The organism is Fusobacteriaceae bacterium (assembly GCA_031272775.1).
GTDB lineage: Bacteria > Fusobacteriota > Fusobacteriia > Fusobacteriales > Fusobacteriaceae > JAISST01.
On record JAISTB010000015.1, the window covers coordinates 1 to 20,505 of the forward strand.

The following is a 20,505-nucleotide window of genomic DNA, read 5'->3' on the forward strand; positions in this document are numbered from 1 at the left end:
AAGAACGCGCCGCCGGAAGTTTTATTTTTGATCTCCCGCCGGAAAAACGGCGTCTATTTTGTCAGATCTCCTTGCTCTCCCCTTCTCATTTCCTGATATTTTGCGATTAACAGAAAAAAAATGCCGGTGTCATTGAAATAAGGACACTGTATTTTTCGTATCGAAAAATCAAGAACCGGAGGAGGAATCATGGAAGCAAAACCTCAAGAATTAAGCGGCCATTACGGTCGGATTCGCAAATCTGATTTTGTAGAATTGCGCAATTTTAGGATTTTTCATCATGAAGATTAAAAAAGCCATGCCGGAGGCGGTATGGCTTTTTTGGGCGTAAAATGTGATTTCAGCGTTTGGAGGAAGGCACAACGTAATGGGATAAGACTATTACTCACTTGGGGGTTGACTTAGGGGGGTCACTTGATGGGCATCTTGATGGGTATCTTGAAGGGTCGCCTCAGTTTCTGGTCAAACCGCTCTACCTTGCCTCTCCATACTGCGCTGCGATATATTTTTGATTCTGACTTCGTCGCTTATCCAGAATTGTCATCAGTAACAAACCTGAATCAAGCAAAGGCTTCAGATAGAGACTCGTAAAGTTCTTTTTATCTTTAAATCCACAAAATTCAGCAATTTCAGCTTTTGAGCGAGCTACAGTACAATAGGACAATATTATATCACTGACTTGGGGGGTCACTTGGGGGGTCACTTGGGGGGGCATTCCATCATGTGGTCCGACATGCCCGGGACCGCCAGCGCGCTGGGTATCACGGGACAGTATACGGAATACGGCGAAGACAGCGCGACGACGTATCAAAGGGCCTACACGCCCGAAAACGTAGCTGAAATCGCGGAAAAACTGACCGCCCTTGTTCCCGTTATAGAATAAAACCATGGAGGAACCATGAACGCAAAGGTTAAGACTTTTTAGTGAGGGTCTCGCCCAGCGCTTTCTGTCGGTCGCGGGCTGAAAAAGGGGTTTACGGTATGAAAAAATTCTATTATTTACTTGTTGACAAATCAGGAATTCTGAGGTAATATCAATAGCGTGAAGATGATCATACGTCAGTCATCAAAAAATACTATATTTATCATATTTTGAGGAGGAGATAAATGAAACGATTTTGCACAATTTTCTTATCATTCATCCTGTTTTTTTCCGGACTCTTATATGCCGCCGGCTTAACTGGCGTCAAAGATGGAACTTACAAAGGAGTCGGTCAGGGAAATCAGGGAGAAATTACTGTGGAAGTTACGGTAACTGGAGGACAGATTTCATCGGTGAAAACGGTAAGCCATAACGAAACTGCCGGAGTAGCGGATCCGGCTCTGGATAGAATTCCAGCGGCCATTGTACAGGCGCAATCCCTTTCTGTGGATACGGTAGCGGGCGCCTCCATGACAAGCAAGGGGATTTTGGCCGCCGTGGAAGACGCGCTGATCAATGCCGGCGGAGATATTAAAGGCCTCAAGGAAACAGCGTTGAAAAAAACTGACGGCGCCGGGAAAAAGCTCATAGAAAAGAAAGCGGATGTGGTTATTATAGGCGCCGGAGGAGCCGGAATGTCTGCCGCTGTTGCAGCAGCTAAACTGGGCTCTTCCGTTATCGTTATAGAAAAAACCGCCATAATGGGGGGCAACACAATCCTCGCTGGGGGTGGATACAACGCCTATGATCCGGCTCTCGAAAAGAAACAGGAGATTTCACAGGCGCAAATCAAGTCTATACAGGCCCTTTTGGCAAAAAAGCCGCTTCGCAATGAAGTACCGCTTTATCAGGAAATCCGGTCAAAACTTGAAAAAGATTTTGACGCCTACCTGAAATCCGGAGCAAAATATCTCTATGATTCGCCAGAACTCCACGCTTTGCAAAGTTGGGACGCCGGAGATTATTACGGAAATCTGGCGCTCATCTACAAGCTGGCGCAAGAATCCCCTGTCACAATGAAGCAGCTGGCAGATATGGGCCTTGTGTGGAAAGACTATACGCTGACTTATGTAGGCGGACTGTGGCCTCGAGCGCATGAGGCGCGGGATTACAAGAGCGGTATCGGATTTATAGACATTTTTAAAAAAATTATCGCTGAGAAAAAACTGCCTGTCGAAATTGTCATGGAAGTAAAGGCCGAAGAATTGCTGCTTTCCGATAATAAGGTTGTCGGCGTCAATGCTACAGGCGCGGATGGAACGCCTTATACATTTACCGCCAATAAAGGGATTGTCATCGCTTCCGGCGGATTTGGCGCCAACGTGGAAATGCGCATGAAATATAACACCCAGTGGGCGAATCTCGACAGCTCGATCAAGACAAGCAACAGCCCCGCCATTACCGGAGACGGCATCATCATGGCGCAAAAATTAGGCGCTAATGTTGTCGATATGAACCTGATACAGCTTCTACCGACTTGTGATCCCCAGACCGGAGCAGCTTCCGGCTACGTCGGACAGGCAACGGCGATGTGTATCAACAAAAAAGGTGTTCGCTACGTCAATGAGCTGGAACGCCGGGACGTTCTTGTCAAGGCCGCTTTGGAACAACCTGATTCAATGTTTTACTTGATCACAAACGAAAAAAATAACTACTTGGACGATAAAGGCTACAATAAATTCGGAGAACATGTCAATGACCTGCTCGCGAAAAAGAAAATCTTCAAAGCCGATACCTTGGAAGAGCTGGCTGCACAGATCGGAGTTCCCCCCAAAGCTTTGGTAGAGTCCGTGAAGAAATTCAATGAAGCCTGTAAAGCGGGAAATGATCCGGAATTTGGCAGAAACGCTTTTGCGGATAACATTCTTTTGACTGCTGGAGGTCCTTATTATGCGACCCCGCGGCAACCTGCGGTTCATCACACGATGGGCGGCATCCAGATTGACAACAATACCCATGTTTTACGTGCAGACGGCAGTATCATCAAGGGTCTCTACGCGGCAGGCGAAGTGACCGGCGGCGTACATGGCGGAAATCGTGTCGGCGCCAACGCTGTACCCGATGCGCTTACTTATGGGCGGATTGCCGGAGAAAACGCGGCATTGGAAAAATAAAACTTGTTTGGGAAATGTGTTTTGTCATTTCGCTGTCAGCGGATATGGATTCTTGTATATCCTACAAAAATTAAGTAAATCGCCAGTGAGTGGAGGCTTTAGGCCCCACTCACTTTTATGCTTCGGGAAAACAGCTGATCACCTTTCGCGGGGTCTTATAGTCGTATCGCGAGATTTCGATGCCGGTCTTTTTGCCGGCTGCGTGCACGATTTTCCCGTCGCCGATATATATGCCCACATGGCCGATTTGGAGCTTTCCGCGGCTGTAAAACAGAAGATCGCCCGGTTGCATTTCTGCGATCGTGATCTCATGGCCGTATTTCGCCTGCTCCTCGGCTGTTCTCGGGATATTGACGCCGTAGGACTTCAAGACCGCCTGGGTAAAGCCTGAACAATCTACGCCCTCTGTAAGGCTGTTACCGCCCCAAACATAAGGATTTCCAACGTGTTTGCAGGCAAATTCGACCATATCGTTTCTGATGATTTGATGAAACTCCTCTATTGTCGATAATTTTTTTGCTTCTTTTTTCTTTTTGGAGATCCGTTTGCCTTTCACCGCAGTTTCTCTGAATATATTCCCGGAGATGCCCGCGTTTTCCCTCTGCCGCTTCACGGTTACAGGCTTTGCCTGAAGCAAAGCGCCGCCCGTTATGCCGCTCATGATCAGTATCGTCAGTATTTTCTTCAATTTTACCGTACTCCTTATCTGGCGCGCAAAAAAACAAAAAGGCCGCGTTTCGGGATATCATTCCCGAACGATCAGCCAATGAAAATAAACAGATTAATCCCAATCTCAATAATTTGGGCCTTTCCCGCACAATGTCCTGCACGGTCTCCCTTGGCCGATGAATTTTCCATTCTTAAATTATTGTTGCGGCAAAGGAAGGCCTCGCGCCGCGTCGTTACCCATAAGATATTATACAATAACAGCTTGTTTTTGTCAAGTAAAATGATGAAATTCTCAGGGTGTGACGGTATACGGCTTCAGTCTCGATTTCGCTTGTTTTTTTCGCTTGTTTTTTTCAAAACAAGCGAAAGAGTCGTTCTGTCCGGATTAAAATCCTCTTTGAGAATCGGCGGCGGAAAGCCTTCATTTTCCCATACTTCGTAAATACTTGGTATGCCGCTCCCTGAACGCTCCCCGATATTGAGCATATTAAAAAGTTTGAAGCGCGTTTAATTTCGCGGATCAGATATGCCTCCGCCCAAAACATCCTCCAAACTGAGTCTCAGATTTCCTGTTTCTGAAAAAAGCACAATCATGTGCTGTGATATCGCTTTGGTTTTGGGGTAATCCCCATTTTACTATTTTTCCGATAATAGCGACGACCTCCTCAGCCGATTCCCCTCACGATATCTATCCAGTTCATTCAGTTGAAGCATTGATTTTTCCTCCCAAACTATACAAAAATGAAGATGACGCAAGAAATCATCTTCTTTTGTCCATGAGGACTTTTCTGCAGATATGTTGAAAGTTTATACGATGAATGCCTGACGAAAGAGAAAATCAAAAATAATTCCCCTTTCCGGGCATGGTTAACAATGGTGGAGATGACGGGAGTCGAACCCGTGTCCGAAACTAACAGCGCCATAAACTTCTACAAGCTTAGTTTGCTATAGGATTTCATATGCCCGAATCCCGCAAACAGGGCTCGAACATACAAGTTTCGCGAATGTCCCCGCTTCCTTAGAAACATCGGAGCGGGTAATCTGTATATGGGTTACACCCCTTGGAATACGCATACAGAAGACGTATCCCGGGATGAGCTGACAACTAAGCAGCTAAAGCGTAATTGTTTTCGTCATTTAAACGAGTTTTTGGTCTTTCGCGGTAACCACACCGACCTGCTGTCTATAACCTGCTAACCCCGTCGAAACCTTGACATCCCCTTATTCGATTGTATCAATATTATATCATGAAACGCGCAAAAAGTAAACTAGCGGATTTTAATATTTCGCTCCTCATCCCGGCGGGCGTCTTTTTTGGCGATGGCTTCCCGCTTATCGTAGGTCTTCTTGCCTTTGGCGACGGCAATTTCCAGCTTGACCCGGCCTTTGGAGAGGTGGATGTCCAGGGGAACGATGGTAAATCCCTGCTGACTTACTTTCTCATGGATTTTCCGGATTTCCTTCTTGTGCATGAGGAGCTTTCTCGGCCGCTTTTCTTCCACATTATAAACGCTGCCGAATTTCCAGTGGACGATGGTCATGCCGAGGATAAAGAGCTCCCCCTGGGTGACCCGCAGGTAGGATTCCTTGATGCTCACGTGCCCCGCCTTGACCGATTTGACTTCGGAACCCACAAGGGCAATCCCGGCCTCAAATCTCTCCTCGATGAAATAATCGAAAAAGGCCTTTTTGTTCTTCGCGATGACCATGTTTCTTGGATCCCGCCGACAGTGGGGACTCCCCCGCCCGTCCGGGATCACTTCCTCCGATCCGGTTGAATAGATGCGTATGGGACAATTATACACCATTATCCGGAAAAAAGCAAAGCGAATCTCAGCTTTGACGGAAATAAAAGGGAAAAGAGCGAAAATTTTTTGAAAAACTGTTGTGAAAACCCCGCCCTTTGTGATAGAATATACTATATATAAAATGAATGATTAACCATAACTACCGGTTATGATACCCGAATGGAACCCCGACGGAAAATACAAGGAGAATCAATGGATCTGCATTATTTGAAGATTTTTTATGAGGTGGCCAAGGAAAAGAGCTTCACGCGGGCCGCCAATAAACTCTTCATCAACCAGTCAGCCGTTTCGATCCAAATCAGGAAATTTGAAGATCTGCTGAATACGAAGCTCTTTGACCGCAGTTCCAAAAAGATCAAGCTGACCTACATCGGGGAAATCCTCTTCAAAATGGCCGAGGATATATTTGAACGCGTGGGCAGGGCCGAAAAAGAAATCACCCGGATCATCGGTCTCGACCGCTCAAAGCTCTCCATCGGGGCCACTTCCGTGATCGGCGAGCCCCTTTTGCCGAAGCTCATGAAGGAATTTTCCCTCAAACACGAAGAAATCGAGTACGACATCGTGATCGGGGAAAAGAAATGGCTCCTCAAATGTCTGCGGGAAGGGGATCTGGACGTCCTCATCATCGACGAGGAGCATATCACCGACAGCAATCTTGAGGTCATCACGATTGAGAAAATGCCCTATGTCTTAGTGAGCAGCAAGCGCTACGACAGGATCGAGAGCGCGGGCAAGGACCCGCTGATCACCCGCAAGAGCATCCCCAACAACAACGACGCCATCGCGGCCATAGAAGACAAATTCAAGATGATCTTTGAGAACAAGATCCAGGTCTCGGGCAATCTTGAGGTCATCAAAGGCATGGTCCGCGAAGGGATCGGGAACGTGATCCTCCCCTATTATTCCGTCTACAAGGAGATCGAGAGCAAGGAGCTCAATATTGTCTACCGGATCAACGAAGTCAAAGACGCCTACCAGGTCGTGATCACCAAGGACAAAAAACATCTGCTGCAGATCATCAAATTCATCGACTTCATCGAAGGCTACAAGATCAGCTGAGGAGCGCAAAATGGCATTGATTGATTCTTATAAGGAAGAACAGGCGCTGCTTTCCGCTTTTATCGCGGAAGAAGAAAAAGCGGGGCGGACGGAAAAAATCGCCGGAATCCTGGCGGGAATCTTCCGGCAGGGAGGCAAGATCCTCATCTGCGGGAACGGAGGCAGCAATTGCGACGCGGTCCATTTCATGGAGGAATTTACCGGTAAATTCCGGAAAGAGCGACGGGCGCTGCCGGTTATCGCCATTTCCGACGCGTCCCACATCACCTGCGTGGGAAATGATTACGGCTTTGACGAGGTCTTTTCCAGGGGCGTGGAGGCCTACGGCGCGCCGGGAGACATGCTGATCGGCATTTCCACAAGCGGCAATTCCCCCAATGTGATCAAAGCCGCGGCGACCGCGAAGGAGAAGGGCATGAAAACCCTGGCCCTCCTGGGCAAGGACGGCGGAAAGCTGAAGGGAATTTGTGACGACGAATTTATTGTGCCGGGTATGACCTCGGACAGGATCCAGGAAATCCACATGATGATCCTTCATATTCTGATCGAAGGGGTCGAAAGAATTCTCTTTCCCGAAAATTATTGAAAAAAATCCAATCCCGTCAGGGAAATCAAGGTGAATACGTATGAGAAAGCTATTGGTATCGACGTTTCTGATCCTGCTGCTGGCGGCCTGCGGCGAGGGAAACGGACCGCTCGTCGAAAAAATCGAAAACGAGGGGCGGGTCGTCTATGACCTGAACACGGGCAAACGCTATACGGGAAAAGTTCGCCGGGTCGCGACAAACCGCGACGGCAACAAATATGTCCATATCGAGAGCAACTACCGGGCGGGAAAACTGCACGGCGACTATACGGAATACTACGGCAACGGCAAGGTCAAACGGAAAGGCAAACTCCGCAACGGCAAGGCCGAAGGCTTCTGGATGATTTACAACGAAAAGGGCGTCATCCGACACGTGGTCGAATATGAGAACGGCAAGAAAGTCAATTTGCAGAAAGAATACTACGACAACGAAAACCTGCGGCTCGAGCAGTATTATTACCAAGGGCTTCTCGAGGGGCGGACGAAGTTTTATTATCCCACGGGCGCCCTGCAGGAAGAAGGGGAATACAAAGACAACCGGAAAACCGGCCTCTGGACGCAGTATTACCTGAACGGCGCGCTGAAAATCAAAGGGAATTTCTTCGAAGGCTTCCAAAACGGTCTGTGGGAAGAATATTATCCCGACGGAAAACTCCGGATCTCCATGAATTTCAAGATGGACAAGATCGACGGAGAAATGAAAAAATACTTCCCGGCGGGGGGCCTGGAGATCGAGGGGGAATTCCGCGAGAGCTTTCCCCGGGGTCTGTGGCGGATATACAACGAGGCCGGGCAATTGATCCGGGAGGAAGACTGGGAGAAAACGCTCTCCAAAGTCATGACCGAGGCGGACGAGGATCAGCCCGATTGAACGGAAAAGAGAAATATAAAAAAGGGCGCCGCAAGAGCGCTCCTTTTTTATGTCAACATAGAAGTCAAGTCACTGCTTTATTTTTTGGGCGGCAGGATTTCGATCCAGTAGCCGTCGGGGTCGCCGATGAAATAGACGCCCATGGCGGTATTTTCATAGATGACCGCGTTCATTTCCTTGTGAAAGGCGAAGGCCTTCTCGAAGTCGTCGACGCGCATGGCCAGGTGGAATTCCTCATCGCCGAGGTCGTATTTTTCCTTCCTGTCCCGAAGCCACGTGAGCTCCAGCTGAAAGTGTCCGCCGCCGTCGCCTAAAAAGGCCAGGATATAGCTTCCGTCCGAAGCGGTTTTCCGCCGCTCTTCCTTGAGACCCAGAGCCTTTTCATAAAAGGCCAGGCTCTTGTCCAGATCCAGTACATTGAAGTTCAGGTGTTCAAAGGCGAATTTCATCGTATTTTCCCCCTAAAAACCGGTTTCCACATATTTCCGGTAGTTGTTTGTGGCCTTGGCGCTTTCCACTGTCCGGATCAATTTTTCCCGGTCCGCGTTGAGGATACCCCTCAGGACGAGATAATTGGAGGCGTGGTTGGCCCGGAAAATGGTGCCTTCCGTGTCCACGTTGTTCAGGAAGAGCAGCATTTCCTGCATGATTTCGGGAACCGAAAGGGGCAGGAAGCGCCCTTCCACATAGTCCCGGTACAGTTCCGTATTTCTGAAAAAGCGAAGGGTCAGGAAACCCAGATATTCCGGCTTGATCTGGGAGATCACCCGCGCAGAGTTGACGGCGTGCTCCACGAGGCGGGGCTTGCCGCCGAGACCGGAAATGATCATCATGGAAAGTTCTATGCCCGCGGCCCGGACTTTTTGGCCGGCTTCGATCATTTCGGCCGCCGTGACCCCTTTCCGGACATCCCGCAGGACCACGTCGTCGCCCGACTCCAGTCCCACATAGACCATGCGCAGACCGGCGTTTCTGAGCGCGGCCAGCTCCTCGGGAGATTTCATCAAAATATCCTTGGGCGCGGCATAGACGGATACCCGCTCGATCTCTGGAAACAGGCGCTTGGCCCGGTTGATGACGTAGAGCAGGTCTTTGGTCCGTACGACAAGCGCGTCGCCGTCCGCCAGGAATATCCGCTTGATGATGCCTTTGGGATAAAAATTCTTCGCCAGTTCAAGATCCTCGATGACCTCGTCGAGGTTGCGGACCCGGAACTGCTTATCCTTGTACATATAGCAGAATGTACAGTCATTGCGCGCGCAACCGATCGTTAATTGTATAATCAGACTGTCGGCTTCACTGGGTGGCCTGAAAACGGCGCCCTCATATCTCATTTTTCCTCCTTGTCGCGATTTGTGACGCTGATGCTATACCGAAAGGGTTTCTATGTTGTGATGAAGGACGACACAGCGGGTAGTACTTTGCAAATTCATCATATGATCTGAGAAACTCTGAGTCAGTTGGAAATTCTTCCAAAAGTGCATCGGAACGAAGATTTTCGGGTGAAATTCCCGGATAAAGTATTCTCCCCCCCAGGACCAGGCATAGTCGAGTCGGCCGTCAACGGGGAAAAATGCCACATCCATTGCGATTTTTTCTTTTTTTACATACTCCCGGATCTGCTTGACGATCCCTTTGAACAGGTCTTCAGCGTATTTCCGCTCATCGGGGGTCTCCTCGTCCCAGTGCCACCAATTCAGGTCGCCTGCGTGAAAGAGCGTCTTTCCGTCGACCCGGACGAGAAAGGACACGCCGAGATCTGAGGAACCGAATGTCCGTATTTGCAGCGGACCTGCGGTCAGTTCCCGGTTTTCCCCGACAATCAGCCGGTTTTCCTTTTCCGCTGTCGTTGTGATATCGTCGCTCAGGATAAAGGTAATATCACGTTTTCCGTTATCCCAGGCCATGATTTTGGCGGAATAATGATCTTCGTGACCGTGTGAAGCGAAGACAAACAGCTTCTTTCCGCTATCCAGGACTTGCTCCGGAGAAAATTCTTTGTTTTTCTGCCACGGTAGTTTGTAAAAGTCGAAGATCAGGATGCCGCTTTCCGATTCCACAATGAAACAGCTATGATTCACAAACAGTATTTTCATGCGTCCTCCGGCACATTCTGACGAACGCGCCCCTCATAGAACCCTTCGAGATTTGTGTGAAAGTCAACGACACAAATTCATTTATTCTTGTAAGCAAGAATATTATATCACACCTATGATGATTTTTCAAAATATTTTTCGAAACAAAATTACTTTTTGAATACGAGCGCCCGTCGAAAAGATTTTCCGGGAAAAAATTTTCAAAAAAATTAGCACTCACCTATTGACATGGCTAATAAAATGTGATATAATTTGCTTGTAAGAAACGAGAAATAAAATTCTATCGTAGTCAAAACAAATTTCAATAGAAGGAGTGATGTAAAATGTTACCGAGTATTTTCAATGAAAATTTATTTGATTCTTTTATGGATGATGATTTCGGCAAGAACTTTTTCGGGCGGCGCCTGCAGGATATCGCCAAGCATGACGCGCTGATGAAGACGGACATCCGGGAGACGGACAAGGGCTATGAGCTGGCCGTGGACCTGCCGGGCTACAAGAAAGAGGAAGTCAGCGCCAAGCTGGAGAACGGCTATCTGACCTTGAGCGCCACCAAGGGCGCCGAAACGGAAGACAAGGACAAGGAAGGCCGCTTTATCCGGAGGGAGCGCTACAGCGGAACCTGTGTCAGAAGCTTCTATGTGGGCGAACACATCACGCAGGAAGACATCAAGGCAAAGTTTGAAAACGGCGTGCTCAATGTCTCGATCCCCAAGAAAGATCAGAAAAAAATCGAGGAAAACAAGTATATCGCGATTGAAGGCTAAACAAATGAAAACGGGCAGTTGCATTTTTGCAACAGCCCGTTTTTTGTTGCGGGAGAATTTTTCGGCAGAGGCGGTTCAGGAAATTTTCCAGTCCATCAGTGCCGCAAAGAGGACCCGGATCCCGCTCAACAAGTGGGAGAGTTCCATATGCTCGGCTTTGTTGTGGGAAACGCCGTCTTTGCAGGGAATGAAGACCATGCCGGTCGGACAGAGATCGGCAAACTCCATGGCGTCGTGGCCCGCGCCGCTGGGCATAACGTAATAGCGCTCGCCCAGAGTTTCGGCGGCTTTTTCGAGTTTTCCGATCACGCCGGGATCGAGCTTGACCGGCGTATCGGCCGAGATATTCACAAGCTCGTATGCAAGGCCCCGTCTGCCGCAGATTTCCCCGATGGCGGCCGTGGCGGCGGAGGCCGTCCGGTCGACGCTCTCTTTGACGATCCCCCGGATATCGATGCCGAGACGGACTTTACCGGAGATGACGTTGAAGGCGTTGGGCTCGTTGTCGAGAAAGCCCACGGTACCCACGGTCCTCGCGGAGCTTTCGGCCTTTGCCAGGGACTCAAGCTTCAGAATGATCTCCGCCGCCGCGGCCAGCGCGTCAAGCCTGCAATCCATGGGCGTCGCCCCCGTATGATCCTGTCGGCCCCGGATCGTCAGCCAGTATCTGGTGGGCGCCGCGATATCGGTTACGATGCCGATGTTGCATTTTTGCAACTCCAAAATCCGGCCTTGCTCGATATGGAGTTCAAGATAGCCCAGAAGGCCCGTAATTTTTTTGCAGACGGGGCTGTAGCCTCGCTTCTTCAGAGTCTCCCAGAGGGAAACGCCTTCCTTGTTCGTGACTTTCTTCAAGCGCTCGGGGTCCATTTTGTTTGTGATCAGGGCGCTCCCCACGGTGGCGATTCCGAACATGCTTGATTCCTCGCAGCGGAAGGCGCAGAGCTTGACGGGCAGGGAAACGTTACTTTCCCCGAGCCATTTGAGGATCATCAGTCCCGCGATGACGCCCGCCACGCCGTCGTAACGACCGCCTGAAATGACGGAATCCAAATGCGAGCCGATCAGGATATAGCGCCGGGCCTCCTCCCGGTAGACATAGGTATTGCCGGCCTCGTCGCTCGAATACTTGAGCCCGAGACTTTTGGCGAGATTGCGCAGGCCCCCGTGCATGATGTCCTCATTTTTCGTATAACCTAGCCGCGTGACGCCGCCCGAGGCGTCGGCGCCCACGGGGTAAAAACTCCGGAACCAGGCGGCCAGCGTATCCAGCGCTTCCGCTTCTTCCCGCAGGCAGGGAAAACGCTCCCGTATATTTTCTTCCATATGATAACCTCCCGTTTTATAAAAAAATGCACCACTTGGGGAAAACGTGGTGCACTAAACATTCGAACGTATTTTCAGCGTGGATTACGCAACGGTGACTTCCGTTGCCATGGGACCTTTCTGGCCCTCCGTTACATTGAACGTAACACCCTGGCCTTCTTCCAACGTTTTAAATCCTTCTCCTGTTATACCGGAAAAATGTACAAAATAATCTTTTCCGTCTTCGCCGGTAATAAAACCAAACCCTTTGTCCTTGTTGAACCATTTTACTGTACCTTTTAACATTTTTACCTCCAAAATAAGTTGAATACAGCTTCAATCTTGAAGAATTCATAAAACGGTAGAAGAAAAGATCTCTCGCTTTCATAAAATCCGACAAACTGAACCTCTATTTCGAATTATACCCCATAGTTGCCGGATAATCAAGATGTTTTACAAAATTTTTTTCAAAATTTCGCCGGAATTACTTGTTGATCTCGATGCAGCTGTAAAGCAGATATTTGGAGACATTAAAATATTTGGACACCTTATCACCGGATTTTGTAATCAGAAATGCCCCCGCCTCATTGAGAAATCGGATGGCGGTTATTTTTTCTTCCCTTGTCATCAGTGCGACAGGTTTGCCGATAAGATTTGCGGCTTTTTCGATCAAGGCGTCGAGGACGTCCTCCACGCGGTACGGGATCCTGGCGTCGGTCTTGGGAATCTCCGCCGGAAAGGGGCCCGTCAGGGAACGCAGGGCGTTTTCAAAGGCCAGAAGCGCCGTCACGTCATAGCGGATCATAAAGGCGTAACGGGGTCTTTCGCCGCTCTCGTCGGCAAAATACAAGAGGCTGCGTTTCCGGATCGTCCCGTCCTTTGTCCGGACAAGAGTCCCGATCTCATCGACGCAGTCGGCCGGTCCAAATCCGAATTCAGGCGTATCGTCGCTCGTTTCCGCTTTGTCGTCTTTCACGTGGCCGTTTTCCATCCGCAGCAACAAAGCCCCCCGGTTTTCGGGCGACAGATCATAGACGGCCGTCTCGCAATTGATCCCGAAGTGGGCGCTCAACGCGCGGGCCATGGCTTTCAAGGCGTTCAGCGGACAATACTCCATGACAACCCCTCCTTTCGTATATCATAGCACAGATTTCCTTTTTGTCAAAATTATCTTTGTCCCCCGAGACTGAAGCGTTTTCCCCGAAGCGTCCATAAACAGTACAGATTTCCATGAAAATCCAAAAATTGAACAAGTCTGCGAAAAAATGAAAATGTCCGTGTACTTCTCGCAAAAATTTGTTATAATAGGGTATGTTTATCAGGAAAAATGACATCACAAACAGACGGATTTTGTAGGAGGAGGAAATGTTAGAAAAAATTTTTCACCTGAAAGAGAACAATACGACGGTAGCGACAGAGTTGATCGCCGGACTGACGACTTTCATGACCATGGCTTATATCCTTGCGGTAAACCCGGGCATCCTCAGCGCCTCGGGCATGGACAAGGGCGCGATCTTTACGGCGACGGCGGTGGGCTCGGCTCTGGCCACGTTCCTGATGGCCTTTTTGGCCAACTACCCCTTCGCGCTGGCGCCGGGCATGGGCCTCAACGCCTACTTTGCCTTTACGGTGGTGCTGACCCTCGGATACTCCTGGCAGGTGGCTCTGGCCGCGATCTTTATCGAAGGCTTTATCTTTATCCTGCTGACCTTGACGAGCGTCCGGGAAGCGATCTTCAACGCGATCCCGATCAATCTGAAGCACGCGGTTTCCGTGGGCATCGGCCTTTTTATCGCCTTTATCGGTCTGACGAGCGCCAAGATCGTCGTCGCCAATCCCGCCACCAAAGTGGGACTTTTCTCGATCAAGGCCTCCCTTGCGGCGGGAACGTTCCGCAGCGAAGGTCTGGGCGTGCTCCTCTGCATGGCGGGCGTCCTGATCACGGGCTTTTTCCTCATCAAAAATACAAAGGGCGGCATCCTCCTCGGTATTCTGGCCACGTGGATTTTAGGCATCCTGCTGGAGCTGACGGGGGCTTACGCGCCCAATCCCGAAGTCGGAATGTATTCGCTGATCCCCAGCTTTGCCGGCCTGGGTCAGATCCCCAGTCTGTTGCCGACCCTGGGCAAAATGGATTTTACCGGCATTGCCCGGCCCCTTGACTTTGCCATGGTGGTCTTCGCCTTCCTTTTCGTCGACCTCTTCGATACGCTGGGCACCCTTGTGGGCGTTGCCTCCAAGGCCGACATGCTCGATTCCGAAAACAAGCTCCCGCGGATCAAAGGCGCGCTTCTGGCCGACGCCCTCGGCACCTGCGCCGGCGCTGTTCTCGGCACTTCGACGGTGACGACTTACGTGGAGAGCGCCTCGGGCGTATCCGCCGGCGGCAGGACAGGTCTCACGGCGGTAACGACAGGTCTTCTCTTCCTGGCGTCGCTGTTTCTCGCGCCCGTATTCCTGGCGGTACCGGGCTTCGCTACGGCGCCTGCCCTGATCGTAGTCGGATTCCTGATGGTGACGTCCATTACGAAAATCGACTTTGAGGATTTTTCCGAAACGATCCCCTGCTATATCTGCATAATCACCATGCCTTTCGCCTACAGCATTTCCGAAGGAATTTCCTTCGGGATCATCTCCTACGTGATTCTGAACGTGCTCTCGGGAAAGGCGAAGGAAAAAAAGATCAGCAAGCTGATGTACGTGCTGGCGCTGATCTTTATCGTAAAATATTTCTTCGTCTGAAATAGAACAACAAAAATGATCACAGAAGGAGGACCTCATGGAGAAGAAAAGCGACGGCGGATCCACCGGCCAGGCCTTGCAAAACGCGGAACCGAGAAGCGAGAAATTCAAAATGCCGGGTTCCGGCAATATCGAAGGACTGCAGAAATACAGAAAAAAGAAGAAAATTGTCGTCGTCGACAGGTTGACCATGGGCCGCGGCAGCGAAGATTTGGGCGCCATGCTCATGAAGGGCTTCATCTACGCCGTGAGCCGCATGGAAGATCTCCCCGACGCGGTCATCCTGTACAACGAGGGCGTGAAGCTCGCCTGTCTGGGTTCCGATTATCTTCAGGACCTCAGGACCATGGAGACTCAGGGCGTGGAGATCATCTCCTGCTGCGTCTGTCTGGACTTTTTCAGCCTCAAAGATAAACTGGCCGTGGGGACCACGGCCAATATGTATGAAATTGTGGAAAAAGAAATGCTGGCGGACCTGATCGTCCGGCCCTAGGCCTTTTTCCCGCTTTTGCCTTTGAATTCCCGCTTCGGGGCGCCTTTCGGGCCCCGGCCGGGTCGATTTGTCTTTTTTTCTCCAAGCCGTTCTTTGGGCTTTTCCCCGGATTTGGCTTTAGGTTTTGCTTTGTTTTCCGCAAGGGGTTCGGCCTTGGCTTTGACCACGGGGCTGACCCTTTTTTTCTTCGAGACGGAAAAGCCGAAGCTTCCGATTCGCTTTTTGTTCAGCGGGAAGTATTCCCCGTGGGAATAGGCGATGGGCTCTGCCCAGTCCAGGTGGAATTTTTTGTCCTTGTCCATCAGCGATCCGTCCACGGAGACGCCGACGATTTCGCTGATGAAAACGTCGTGGGAGCCGCCGGTTTTGTAGATTTCTTTGACCTTGCACTCGATGTTCACGGGACACTGGCTGATGGATTCGCTCTTGACCTTGAGCCCTTTTTTCAGGATAAATCCGCAGTCCTTGATTTTGTCCGTCGTCCGTCCGCTCTTGACGCCGCAGTAGTCCACGGCTTTCACGAGATCCTTGGTCGGAAGGTTGATCGTGAATTCCTTCGTGTCGGCAATATAGGCGTAAGACAGCCGTTCTGGCCTGACGCCGATATAAAGCAGGGGCGGCGTACTGCACAGGATGCCGGTCCAGGCCACCGTGAAGACATTATTTTCCCCTTTTCTGCTCTTGCTGGTCACGAGGACCACCGGCACAGGATTCAGCATCGTACCGGGTTCAAAACTGATTTTTTTCATGCTCACACTCCTTAAGCTGTTTGGTCAGTAACGGGACAGGATTTCTTCAATTTTCGATTGATCGAGGTCTTTGACGGCAATGATAGGCGCCGGCGCGCCGTCGTGGTCGCCGATAATCTTTTCGTAAAGCCTCGAGTCGTACCACCGGCCGAATTTGAACCCGGCGTCGTGCTGGACGCCGCTCAGGGTAAAGCCGAAGGCCTCATGAAAGCCTTCACTGGCCGGATTGGGCGTCGTCACGATGGCGTAGAGGTTTTTGATCTGCTGGGCCCGCAAAATCTCTTCAAGACAGGAGTACAATTTCCGGCCGACCCCCTGCCTGCGGCAGCCCTCGGCCGTATAGATGGTCGTCTCGGCGTCCCAGTCGTAGGCGGCCCGTTCGCGGAAGCGGTGGGCGTAAGAATAGCCCGCGATTTTTCCCCCGACGAGGTAGACGAGATAAGGGTAAAAGGCGAGGAAATTTTCGATCCGCTGTTCAAATTCCGCAAGCGTCGGCGTTACGGTCTCAAAGGAGACATAAGTCTTTTCCACAAAGGGCCGGTAGATCGCGAGGATTTCCCGCGCGTCGGCCACGTTCCCCATGCGCATGCCTTCAGTTTTCATGATTTATCCCCCCTCGGTTTTTCCTATGCCCTATTGTACAATAATTTTCCGGAAAAAGCAACAAGGGGGCGATTGAAAAAAAAGGGATATTGTGGTATAATTGGTTCGGAGGGTGATACCATGGCAAAAATCAGCATAGAAGGAAACGATCTCGTCTACAAGACCCTGTTTCGCAAGGAACGCTACGCCATCGAGGAAATCCAGTGGGCCTATATCCAGGTGGAACTGAGGCAACTCAGGACCTGTTGCGCCAGAGGCAGCAGCGAAGATTACCGGCTCGTGATGCGGGCTCAGGACGACACGGAGGTCCTGGATCTCGATACGAAAAAGCAGGCCGACGAGGTCATCGCGATGTTGAAAGCGGCAAAACCGGAACTCGTTACCCGTTATGAAAAGGAATGGGAAAACGCGTTTCAGAACGATTATCCGGAATTTCTCCGGCTCAGCAGCCGGTAACCATTTTTTTTTGACCATACCCGGTTTTTACAAAAAAAAACCGGGTTTTTTTCTTGATTTATTTCTGCAACAACAAGAAAAATGTGGTATAATTAAGGTAAACAGGATAAAAGAGGAGAGGTGATGGTGATGGCCGCCGGCAAAAGACCTTCAATCGAGAAATTTCTGGGCAATCCCGAAACAATCAATGAAAAATTGAACGCGATTATTGAGAATTCCTTCGACGGGATCTACATCACCGACGGGGACGCCAATACGATCCTTGTCAACCGCAATTACGAGGTGATCACGGGACTGAAACGGGAGAAAATGCTGGGAAAGAACATGGCGGACCTCGTTCGCGACAATGTGATCTCGGTCTCGGGGACGCTCATGGTCCTCGAAAAGGGCGGGACTCCCGTGACGCTGGAGCAGGAGTTTGAGACCGGCCGCCGGGCGCTGATCACCAGTTCCCCCGCCTACGACAAAAACGGCAATATCGTCCTCGTCGTAACCAATGTGCGGGATCTGACCGAAATCTACAAACTCAAGGAAGAGGTCGAGAAGAAAAACATCCTGACGATCAAGGCCCGGGCGGAGCTCGAAGAATTTATGAAAAAACTCAATATCTACAAAGATATTGTTTGTGTGGATAAAAATTCTGTTGCAGTTTTGCAACTTATTGACAAGGTGGCTGTCACAGATGCAACAGTGATCCTCTTGGGAGAGACCGGCGTCGGCAAGGACGTCTTCGCCCAATATATTTTTGATAACAGTAAGCGGAAGGACAAGCCCTTCGTGCGGGTCAACTGCGGGGCGCTGGCCCCTTCCCTCATCGACAGCGAGCTCTTCGGCTATGAGAAAGGGTCCTTTACGGGGGCCAATAAAGAAGGAAAAATGGGGCTTTTTGAGGCCGCCGACAAAGGGACGATCTTTCTCGACGAGATCGCGGAACTGCCGCCCGAGATGCAGATCAAGCTGCTCCGTGTCTTGCAGGATCAGGAAGTCTTGCGGATCGGCGGGCGTACGACGATCAAGATCGACGTCAGGATCATTGCCGCCACGAACCGGAATCTGGCCGAGCTCGTCAAAGAAAAGAAATTCCGCGAAGATCTCTACTACCGGCTGACGGTATTTCCGGTCATGATCCCGCCGCTCCGGGAGCGCGTGGACGACGTTGCGCCGCTGGCGGAGCTCTTTATCCGGGACCTCAATGAAAAGTACGGATTCAACAAAAAACTGCTGCCCTCCACAATCAAACTCCTCGAAAAATACGATTATCCCGGCAATATCCGGGAACTGAAAAATATCGTGGAACGGGCCTTTATCATCAGCAACGAATCTTCGATCGCCACAAGCGATATTCCGCTCTCCGTCAGCGAAAAGACCGACGAGCGGAAAAATATCCCCGACGCCTATCCCGAAAACGAGACCGACGACATCTGGGAGAGCGGGGAAAACGAAGCGATTCCCGAAGAATTGCTCCTGCCGGGCGATCCCGAGGGCGCCGTGAACCTCAAGGAAAAAATGGCGGCCATTGAGCTCGATTACATCAACGCCGCCTACGAAAAATACAAAAACATCCGGGCGGCAGCCCACAGCCTCGGTATGGACCCATCCACCTTCCTGCGAAAGCGCAAAAAGAACCCAAAAAACACATAATCACCAAAAATCAAACAGAAAATTCGATAATTTTAGCAGAAAAGGCAAGTTTGGCACAAACTTTGCTTATAATATTGTTGTAAGACTGTGTATGCATAATTGTAATAGTAACTTTAAACTATTTAAGGAGGGATAATATGCCTTTAAAGACAGGACAAGAGTATGTTGACAGCATCAAAAAGATCAAGATGGAGATTTACATGTTCGGCAAGAAGATCGAATCCGCGGTGGATGACCCCATTCTGCGGCCTTCGCTGAATTCCGTAAAAGCCACCTATGATCTCGCGCAAATGCCCGAGTATCAGGATCTGATGCTTGCCACCGATCCGGATTCCGGAAAGAAGATCAATCGTTTCACCCACATCCACAGGAGTACCGAAGACCTTGTGAAAAAGGTTAAAATGCAGCGTCTGCTCGGCCAGTACACGGCCTCATGTTTCCAGAGATGCGTGGGAATGGACGCCTTTAACGCCGTTTGGAGCACGACCTACGATATCGACCAGGCCAAAGGAACGAAATATTTCGAAAAATTCAAGAAATATCTCGCCTATGTTCAGGAAAACGATTTGACGGTTGACGGCGCCATGACCGATCCCAAGGGAGACCGGGGATTGTCCGCCGCCAAACAGGCCGATCCGGATCTCTATCTGCGTGTTGTGGAAAGAAGACCCGACGGCGTCGTAGTAAGAGGAGCGAAATGCCACCAGACCGGAATCGTGAATTCCCACGAAGTGCTGGTAATGCCCACGATCGCCCTGAAACCCGATGAAGCCGACTACGCGATTTCCTTCGCGGTTCCCATGGATACCCCGGGACTCTTCATGATCATCGGACGCCAGTCCTGCGATACGAGAAAATTGGAAGGAAGCGAACTGGACGTTGGAAACAGCCAGTTCGGCGGTATGGAAGCATTGACAATCTTCGACAATGTTTTCGTTCCCAACGACAGGATCTTCCTGAACGGAGAAACGGAATTCGCGGGCGACCTCGTTGAACGCTTCGCCGGATACCACCGCCAGAGCTACGGCGGATGCAAGGTGGGCGTAGGAGACGTCGTTATCGGCGCCGCCGCCACCATTGCCGATTACAACGGAGCCCAGAAGGCTTCCCACGTAAAAGACAAGATCATCGAAATGGTTCATTTGAACGAAACGCTGTACAGCAGCGGCATCGCCTGTTCCGCCGAAGGAACAAAGACCGCTTCGGGCAACTACATCATCGACCTGATGCTGGCCAATGTCTGCAAGCAGAACGTAACGCGCTTCCCCTATGAGATCTGCCGCCTCGCCGAAGACATCGCCGGCGGAATCATGGTAACGGCCCCGTCCGAAAAAGATTTCCGCGATCCGAAACTGGGTCCCTACATCGAAAAATACCTGAAGGGCGTTTCCACCGTTTCCACGGAAAACAGACTGCGGATGCTGAGACTCATCGAAAATCTGTGTCTCGGAACAGCCGCCGTCGGCTACCGGACAGAATCCATGCACGGCGCGGGTTCACCGCAGGCTCAAAGAATCGTTATTTCCCGCCTGGCCAATCTCGAACAGAAAAAGAAGCTGGCCAAGGCTATCGCCAAAGTGAAAGAATAACAGGTTAACCGGGCGCGGTCCGGGAAAGGGGG

21 protein-coding genes, 1 other RNA gene and 1 pseudogene are annotated in these 20,505 nt (G+C 50.5%); 11 read left to right on the top strand and 12 right to left on the bottom strand.

The features are described 5' to 3' along the window. Positions 1–721: 721 nt before the first annotated feature. Positions 722–883 (top strand): hypothetical protein, encoded by a 162-nt coding sequence (locus LBQ97_04310; GenBank protein MDR1831942.1) that lies wholly within the window; start codon positions 722–724, stop codon positions 881–883. Positions 884–1,107: 224 nt separating this feature from the next. After that, positions 1,108–3,036, top strand: coding sequence for a flavocytochrome c (locus tag LBQ97_04315; GenBank protein MDR1831943.1), 1,929 nt, complete (start codon positions 1,108–1,110; stop codon positions 3,034–3,036). Between the two features lie 115 nt (positions 3,037–3,151). Here LBQ97_04315 and LBQ97_04320 read toward each other — a convergent pair whose 3' ends face one another. From LBQ97_04320 to smpB, 4 genes are all read right to left on the bottom strand, one after another. Continuing rightward, positions 3,152–3,724: a C40 family peptidase gene (locus tag LBQ97_04320; protein MDR1831944.1), complete on the bottom strand. Its 573-nt coding sequence runs from the start codon at positions 3,722–3,724 to the stop codon at positions 3,152–3,154. A gap of 296 nt (positions 3,725–4,020) precedes the next feature. Further along, a complete protein-coding gene (locus LBQ97_04325) occupies positions 4,021–4,191 on the bottom strand; it encodes a hypothetical protein (GenBank protein ID MDR1831945.1) in 171 nt (56 codons plus the stop codon). Between the two features lie 388 nt (positions 4,192–4,579). Next, positions 4,580–4,926: a transfer-messenger RNA gene (ssrA, locus tag LBQ97_04330) on the bottom strand. 47 nt (positions 4,927–4,973) lie between these two features. After that, positions 4,974–5,414 (bottom strand): SsrA-binding protein SmpB, encoded by a 441-nt coding sequence (gene smpB, locus LBQ97_04335; GenBank protein MDR1831946.1) that lies wholly within the window; start codon positions 5,412–5,414, stop codon positions 4,974–4,976. A 291-nt stretch (positions 5,415–5,705) separates the two neighbouring features. On the opposite strand from smpB, the gene LBQ97_04340 reads away from it, so the two are divergent. Genes LBQ97_04340 through LBQ97_04350 form a run of 3 tightly spaced genes read left to right on the top strand, consistent with a single transcriptional unit; the run spans position 5,706 to position 8,032 of the window. After that, on the top strand, positions 5,706–6,575 hold the full coding sequence (locus LBQ97_04340) for a LysR family transcriptional regulator (protein ID MDR1831947.1): 870 nt from the start codon (positions 5,706–5,708) through the stop codon (positions 6,573–6,575). A 10-nt stretch (positions 6,576–6,585) separates the two neighbouring features. After that, positions 6,586–7,161, top strand: coding sequence for a D-sedoheptulose 7-phosphate isomerase (gmhA, locus tag LBQ97_04345; protein MDR1831948.1), 576 nt, complete (start codon positions 6,586–6,588; stop codon positions 7,159–7,161). Positions 7,162–7,201: 40 nt separating this feature from the next. Beyond that, the gene (locus LBQ97_04350; GenBank protein ID MDR1831949.1) at positions 7,202–8,032 is read left to right on the top strand and encodes a toxin-antitoxin system YwqK family antitoxin; all 831 of its coding nucleotides are present in this window, start codon (positions 7,202–7,204) and stop codon (positions 8,030–8,032) included. 77 nt (positions 8,033–8,109) lie between these two features. Here the strand turns inward: LBQ97_04350 and LBQ97_04355 are convergent, their stop codons facing one another. Genes LBQ97_04355 through LBQ97_04365 form a run of 3 tightly spaced genes read right to left on the bottom strand, consistent with a single transcriptional unit; the run spans position 8,110 to position 10,128 of the window. Further along, positions 8,110–8,481 carry a VOC family protein gene (locus LBQ97_04355; protein ID MDR1831950.1) on the bottom strand — a complete coding sequence of 124 codons (372 nt, stop codon included), beginning with the start codon at positions 8,479–8,481 and terminating at the stop codon, positions 8,110–8,112. Positions 8,482–8,493: 12 nt separating this feature from the next. Continuing rightward, positions 8,494–9,366 carry a B12-binding domain-containing radical SAM protein gene (locus LBQ97_04360; GenBank protein ID MDR1831951.1) on the bottom strand — a complete coding sequence of 291 codons (873 nt, stop codon included), beginning with the start codon at positions 9,364–9,366 and terminating at the stop codon, positions 8,494–8,496. A gap of 33 nt (positions 9,367–9,399) precedes the next feature. Next, the gene (locus LBQ97_04365) at positions 9,400–10,128 is read right to left on the bottom strand and encodes an MBL fold metallo-hydrolase (GenBank protein ID MDR1831952.1); all 729 of its coding nucleotides are present in this window, start codon (positions 10,126–10,128) and stop codon (positions 9,400–9,402) included. A gap of 365 nt (positions 10,129–10,493) precedes the next feature. On the opposite strand from LBQ97_04365, the gene LBQ97_04370 reads away from it, so the two are divergent. Then, positions 10,494–10,895: an Hsp20/alpha crystallin family protein gene (locus tag LBQ97_04370; protein MDR1831953.1), complete on the top strand. Its 402-nt coding sequence runs from the start codon at positions 10,494–10,496 to the stop codon at positions 10,893–10,895. Positions 10,896–10,970: 75 nt separating this feature from the next. On the opposite strand, the gene LBQ97_04375 is transcribed toward LBQ97_04370, so the two are convergent. From LBQ97_04375 to LBQ97_04385, 3 genes are all read right to left on the bottom strand, one after another. Continuing rightward, entirely contained in the window at positions 10,971–12,221 is a 1,251-nt protein-coding gene (locus LBQ97_04375) for a M20 family metallo-hydrolase (GenBank protein MDR1831954.1), read from the bottom strand. 84 nt (positions 12,222–12,305) lie between these two features. Then, complete coding sequence (locus tag LBQ97_04380; protein ID MDR1831955.1) at positions 12,306–12,506, bottom strand: cold-shock protein; 201 nt, start codon at positions 12,504–12,506, stop codon at positions 12,306–12,308. Between the two features lie 178 nt (positions 12,507–12,684). Then, complete coding sequence (locus LBQ97_04385; protein ID MDR1831956.1) at positions 12,685–13,317, bottom strand: helix-turn-helix domain-containing protein; 633 nt, start codon at positions 13,315–13,317, stop codon at positions 12,685–12,687. Positions 13,318–13,565: 248 nt separating this feature from the next. On the opposite strand from LBQ97_04385, the gene LBQ97_04390 reads away from it, so the two are divergent. Together LBQ97_04390 and yedF are read left to right on the top strand one after the other, a co-directional pair. Then, positions 13,566–14,942 (top strand): NCS2 family permease, encoded by a 1,377-nt coding sequence (locus LBQ97_04390; protein ID MDR1831957.1) that lies wholly within the window; start codon positions 13,566–13,568, stop codon positions 14,940–14,942. A 37-nt stretch (positions 14,943–14,979) separates the two neighbouring features. After that, a complete protein-coding gene (gene yedF, locus LBQ97_04395; GenBank protein ID MDR1831958.1) occupies positions 14,980–15,435 on the top strand; it encodes a sulfurtransferase-like selenium metabolism protein YedF in 456 nt (151 codons plus the stop codon). Between the two features lie 173 nt (positions 15,436–15,608). Here the strand turns inward: yedF and LBQ97_04400 are convergent. Both LBQ97_04400 and LBQ97_04405 read right to left on the bottom strand, forming a co-directional pair. Next, a pseudogene (locus LBQ97_04400) lies at positions 15,609–16,184 on the bottom strand (flavin reductase family protein). Between the two features lie 24 nt (positions 16,185–16,208). Further along, a complete protein-coding gene (locus LBQ97_04405; protein ID MDR1831959.1) occupies positions 16,209–16,787 on the bottom strand; it encodes a GNAT family N-acetyltransferase in 579 nt (192 codons plus the stop codon). 120 nt (positions 16,788–16,907) lie between these two features. Between LBQ97_04405 and LBQ97_04410 the strand changes: the two genes are divergently transcribed. From LBQ97_04410 to LBQ97_04420, 3 genes are all read left to right on the top strand, one after another. After that, positions 16,908–17,243 carry a hypothetical protein gene (locus LBQ97_04410; GenBank protein ID MDR1831960.1) on the top strand — a complete coding sequence of 112 codons (336 nt, stop codon included), beginning with the start codon at positions 16,908–16,910 and terminating at the stop codon, positions 17,241–17,243. A 123-nt stretch (positions 17,244–17,366) separates the two neighbouring features. Next, a complete protein-coding gene (locus LBQ97_04415) occupies positions 17,367–18,884 on the top strand; it encodes a sigma 54-interacting transcriptional regulator (protein ID MDR1831961.1) in 1,518 nt (505 codons plus the stop codon). Between the two features lie 137 nt (positions 18,885–19,021). Next, the gene (locus LBQ97_04420; GenBank protein MDR1831962.1) at positions 19,022–20,473 is read left to right on the top strand and encodes a 4-hydroxyphenylacetate 3-hydroxylase family protein; all 1,452 of its coding nucleotides are present in this window, start codon (positions 19,022–19,024) and stop codon (positions 20,471–20,473) included. Positions 20,474–20,505: the final 32 nt, after the last annotated feature.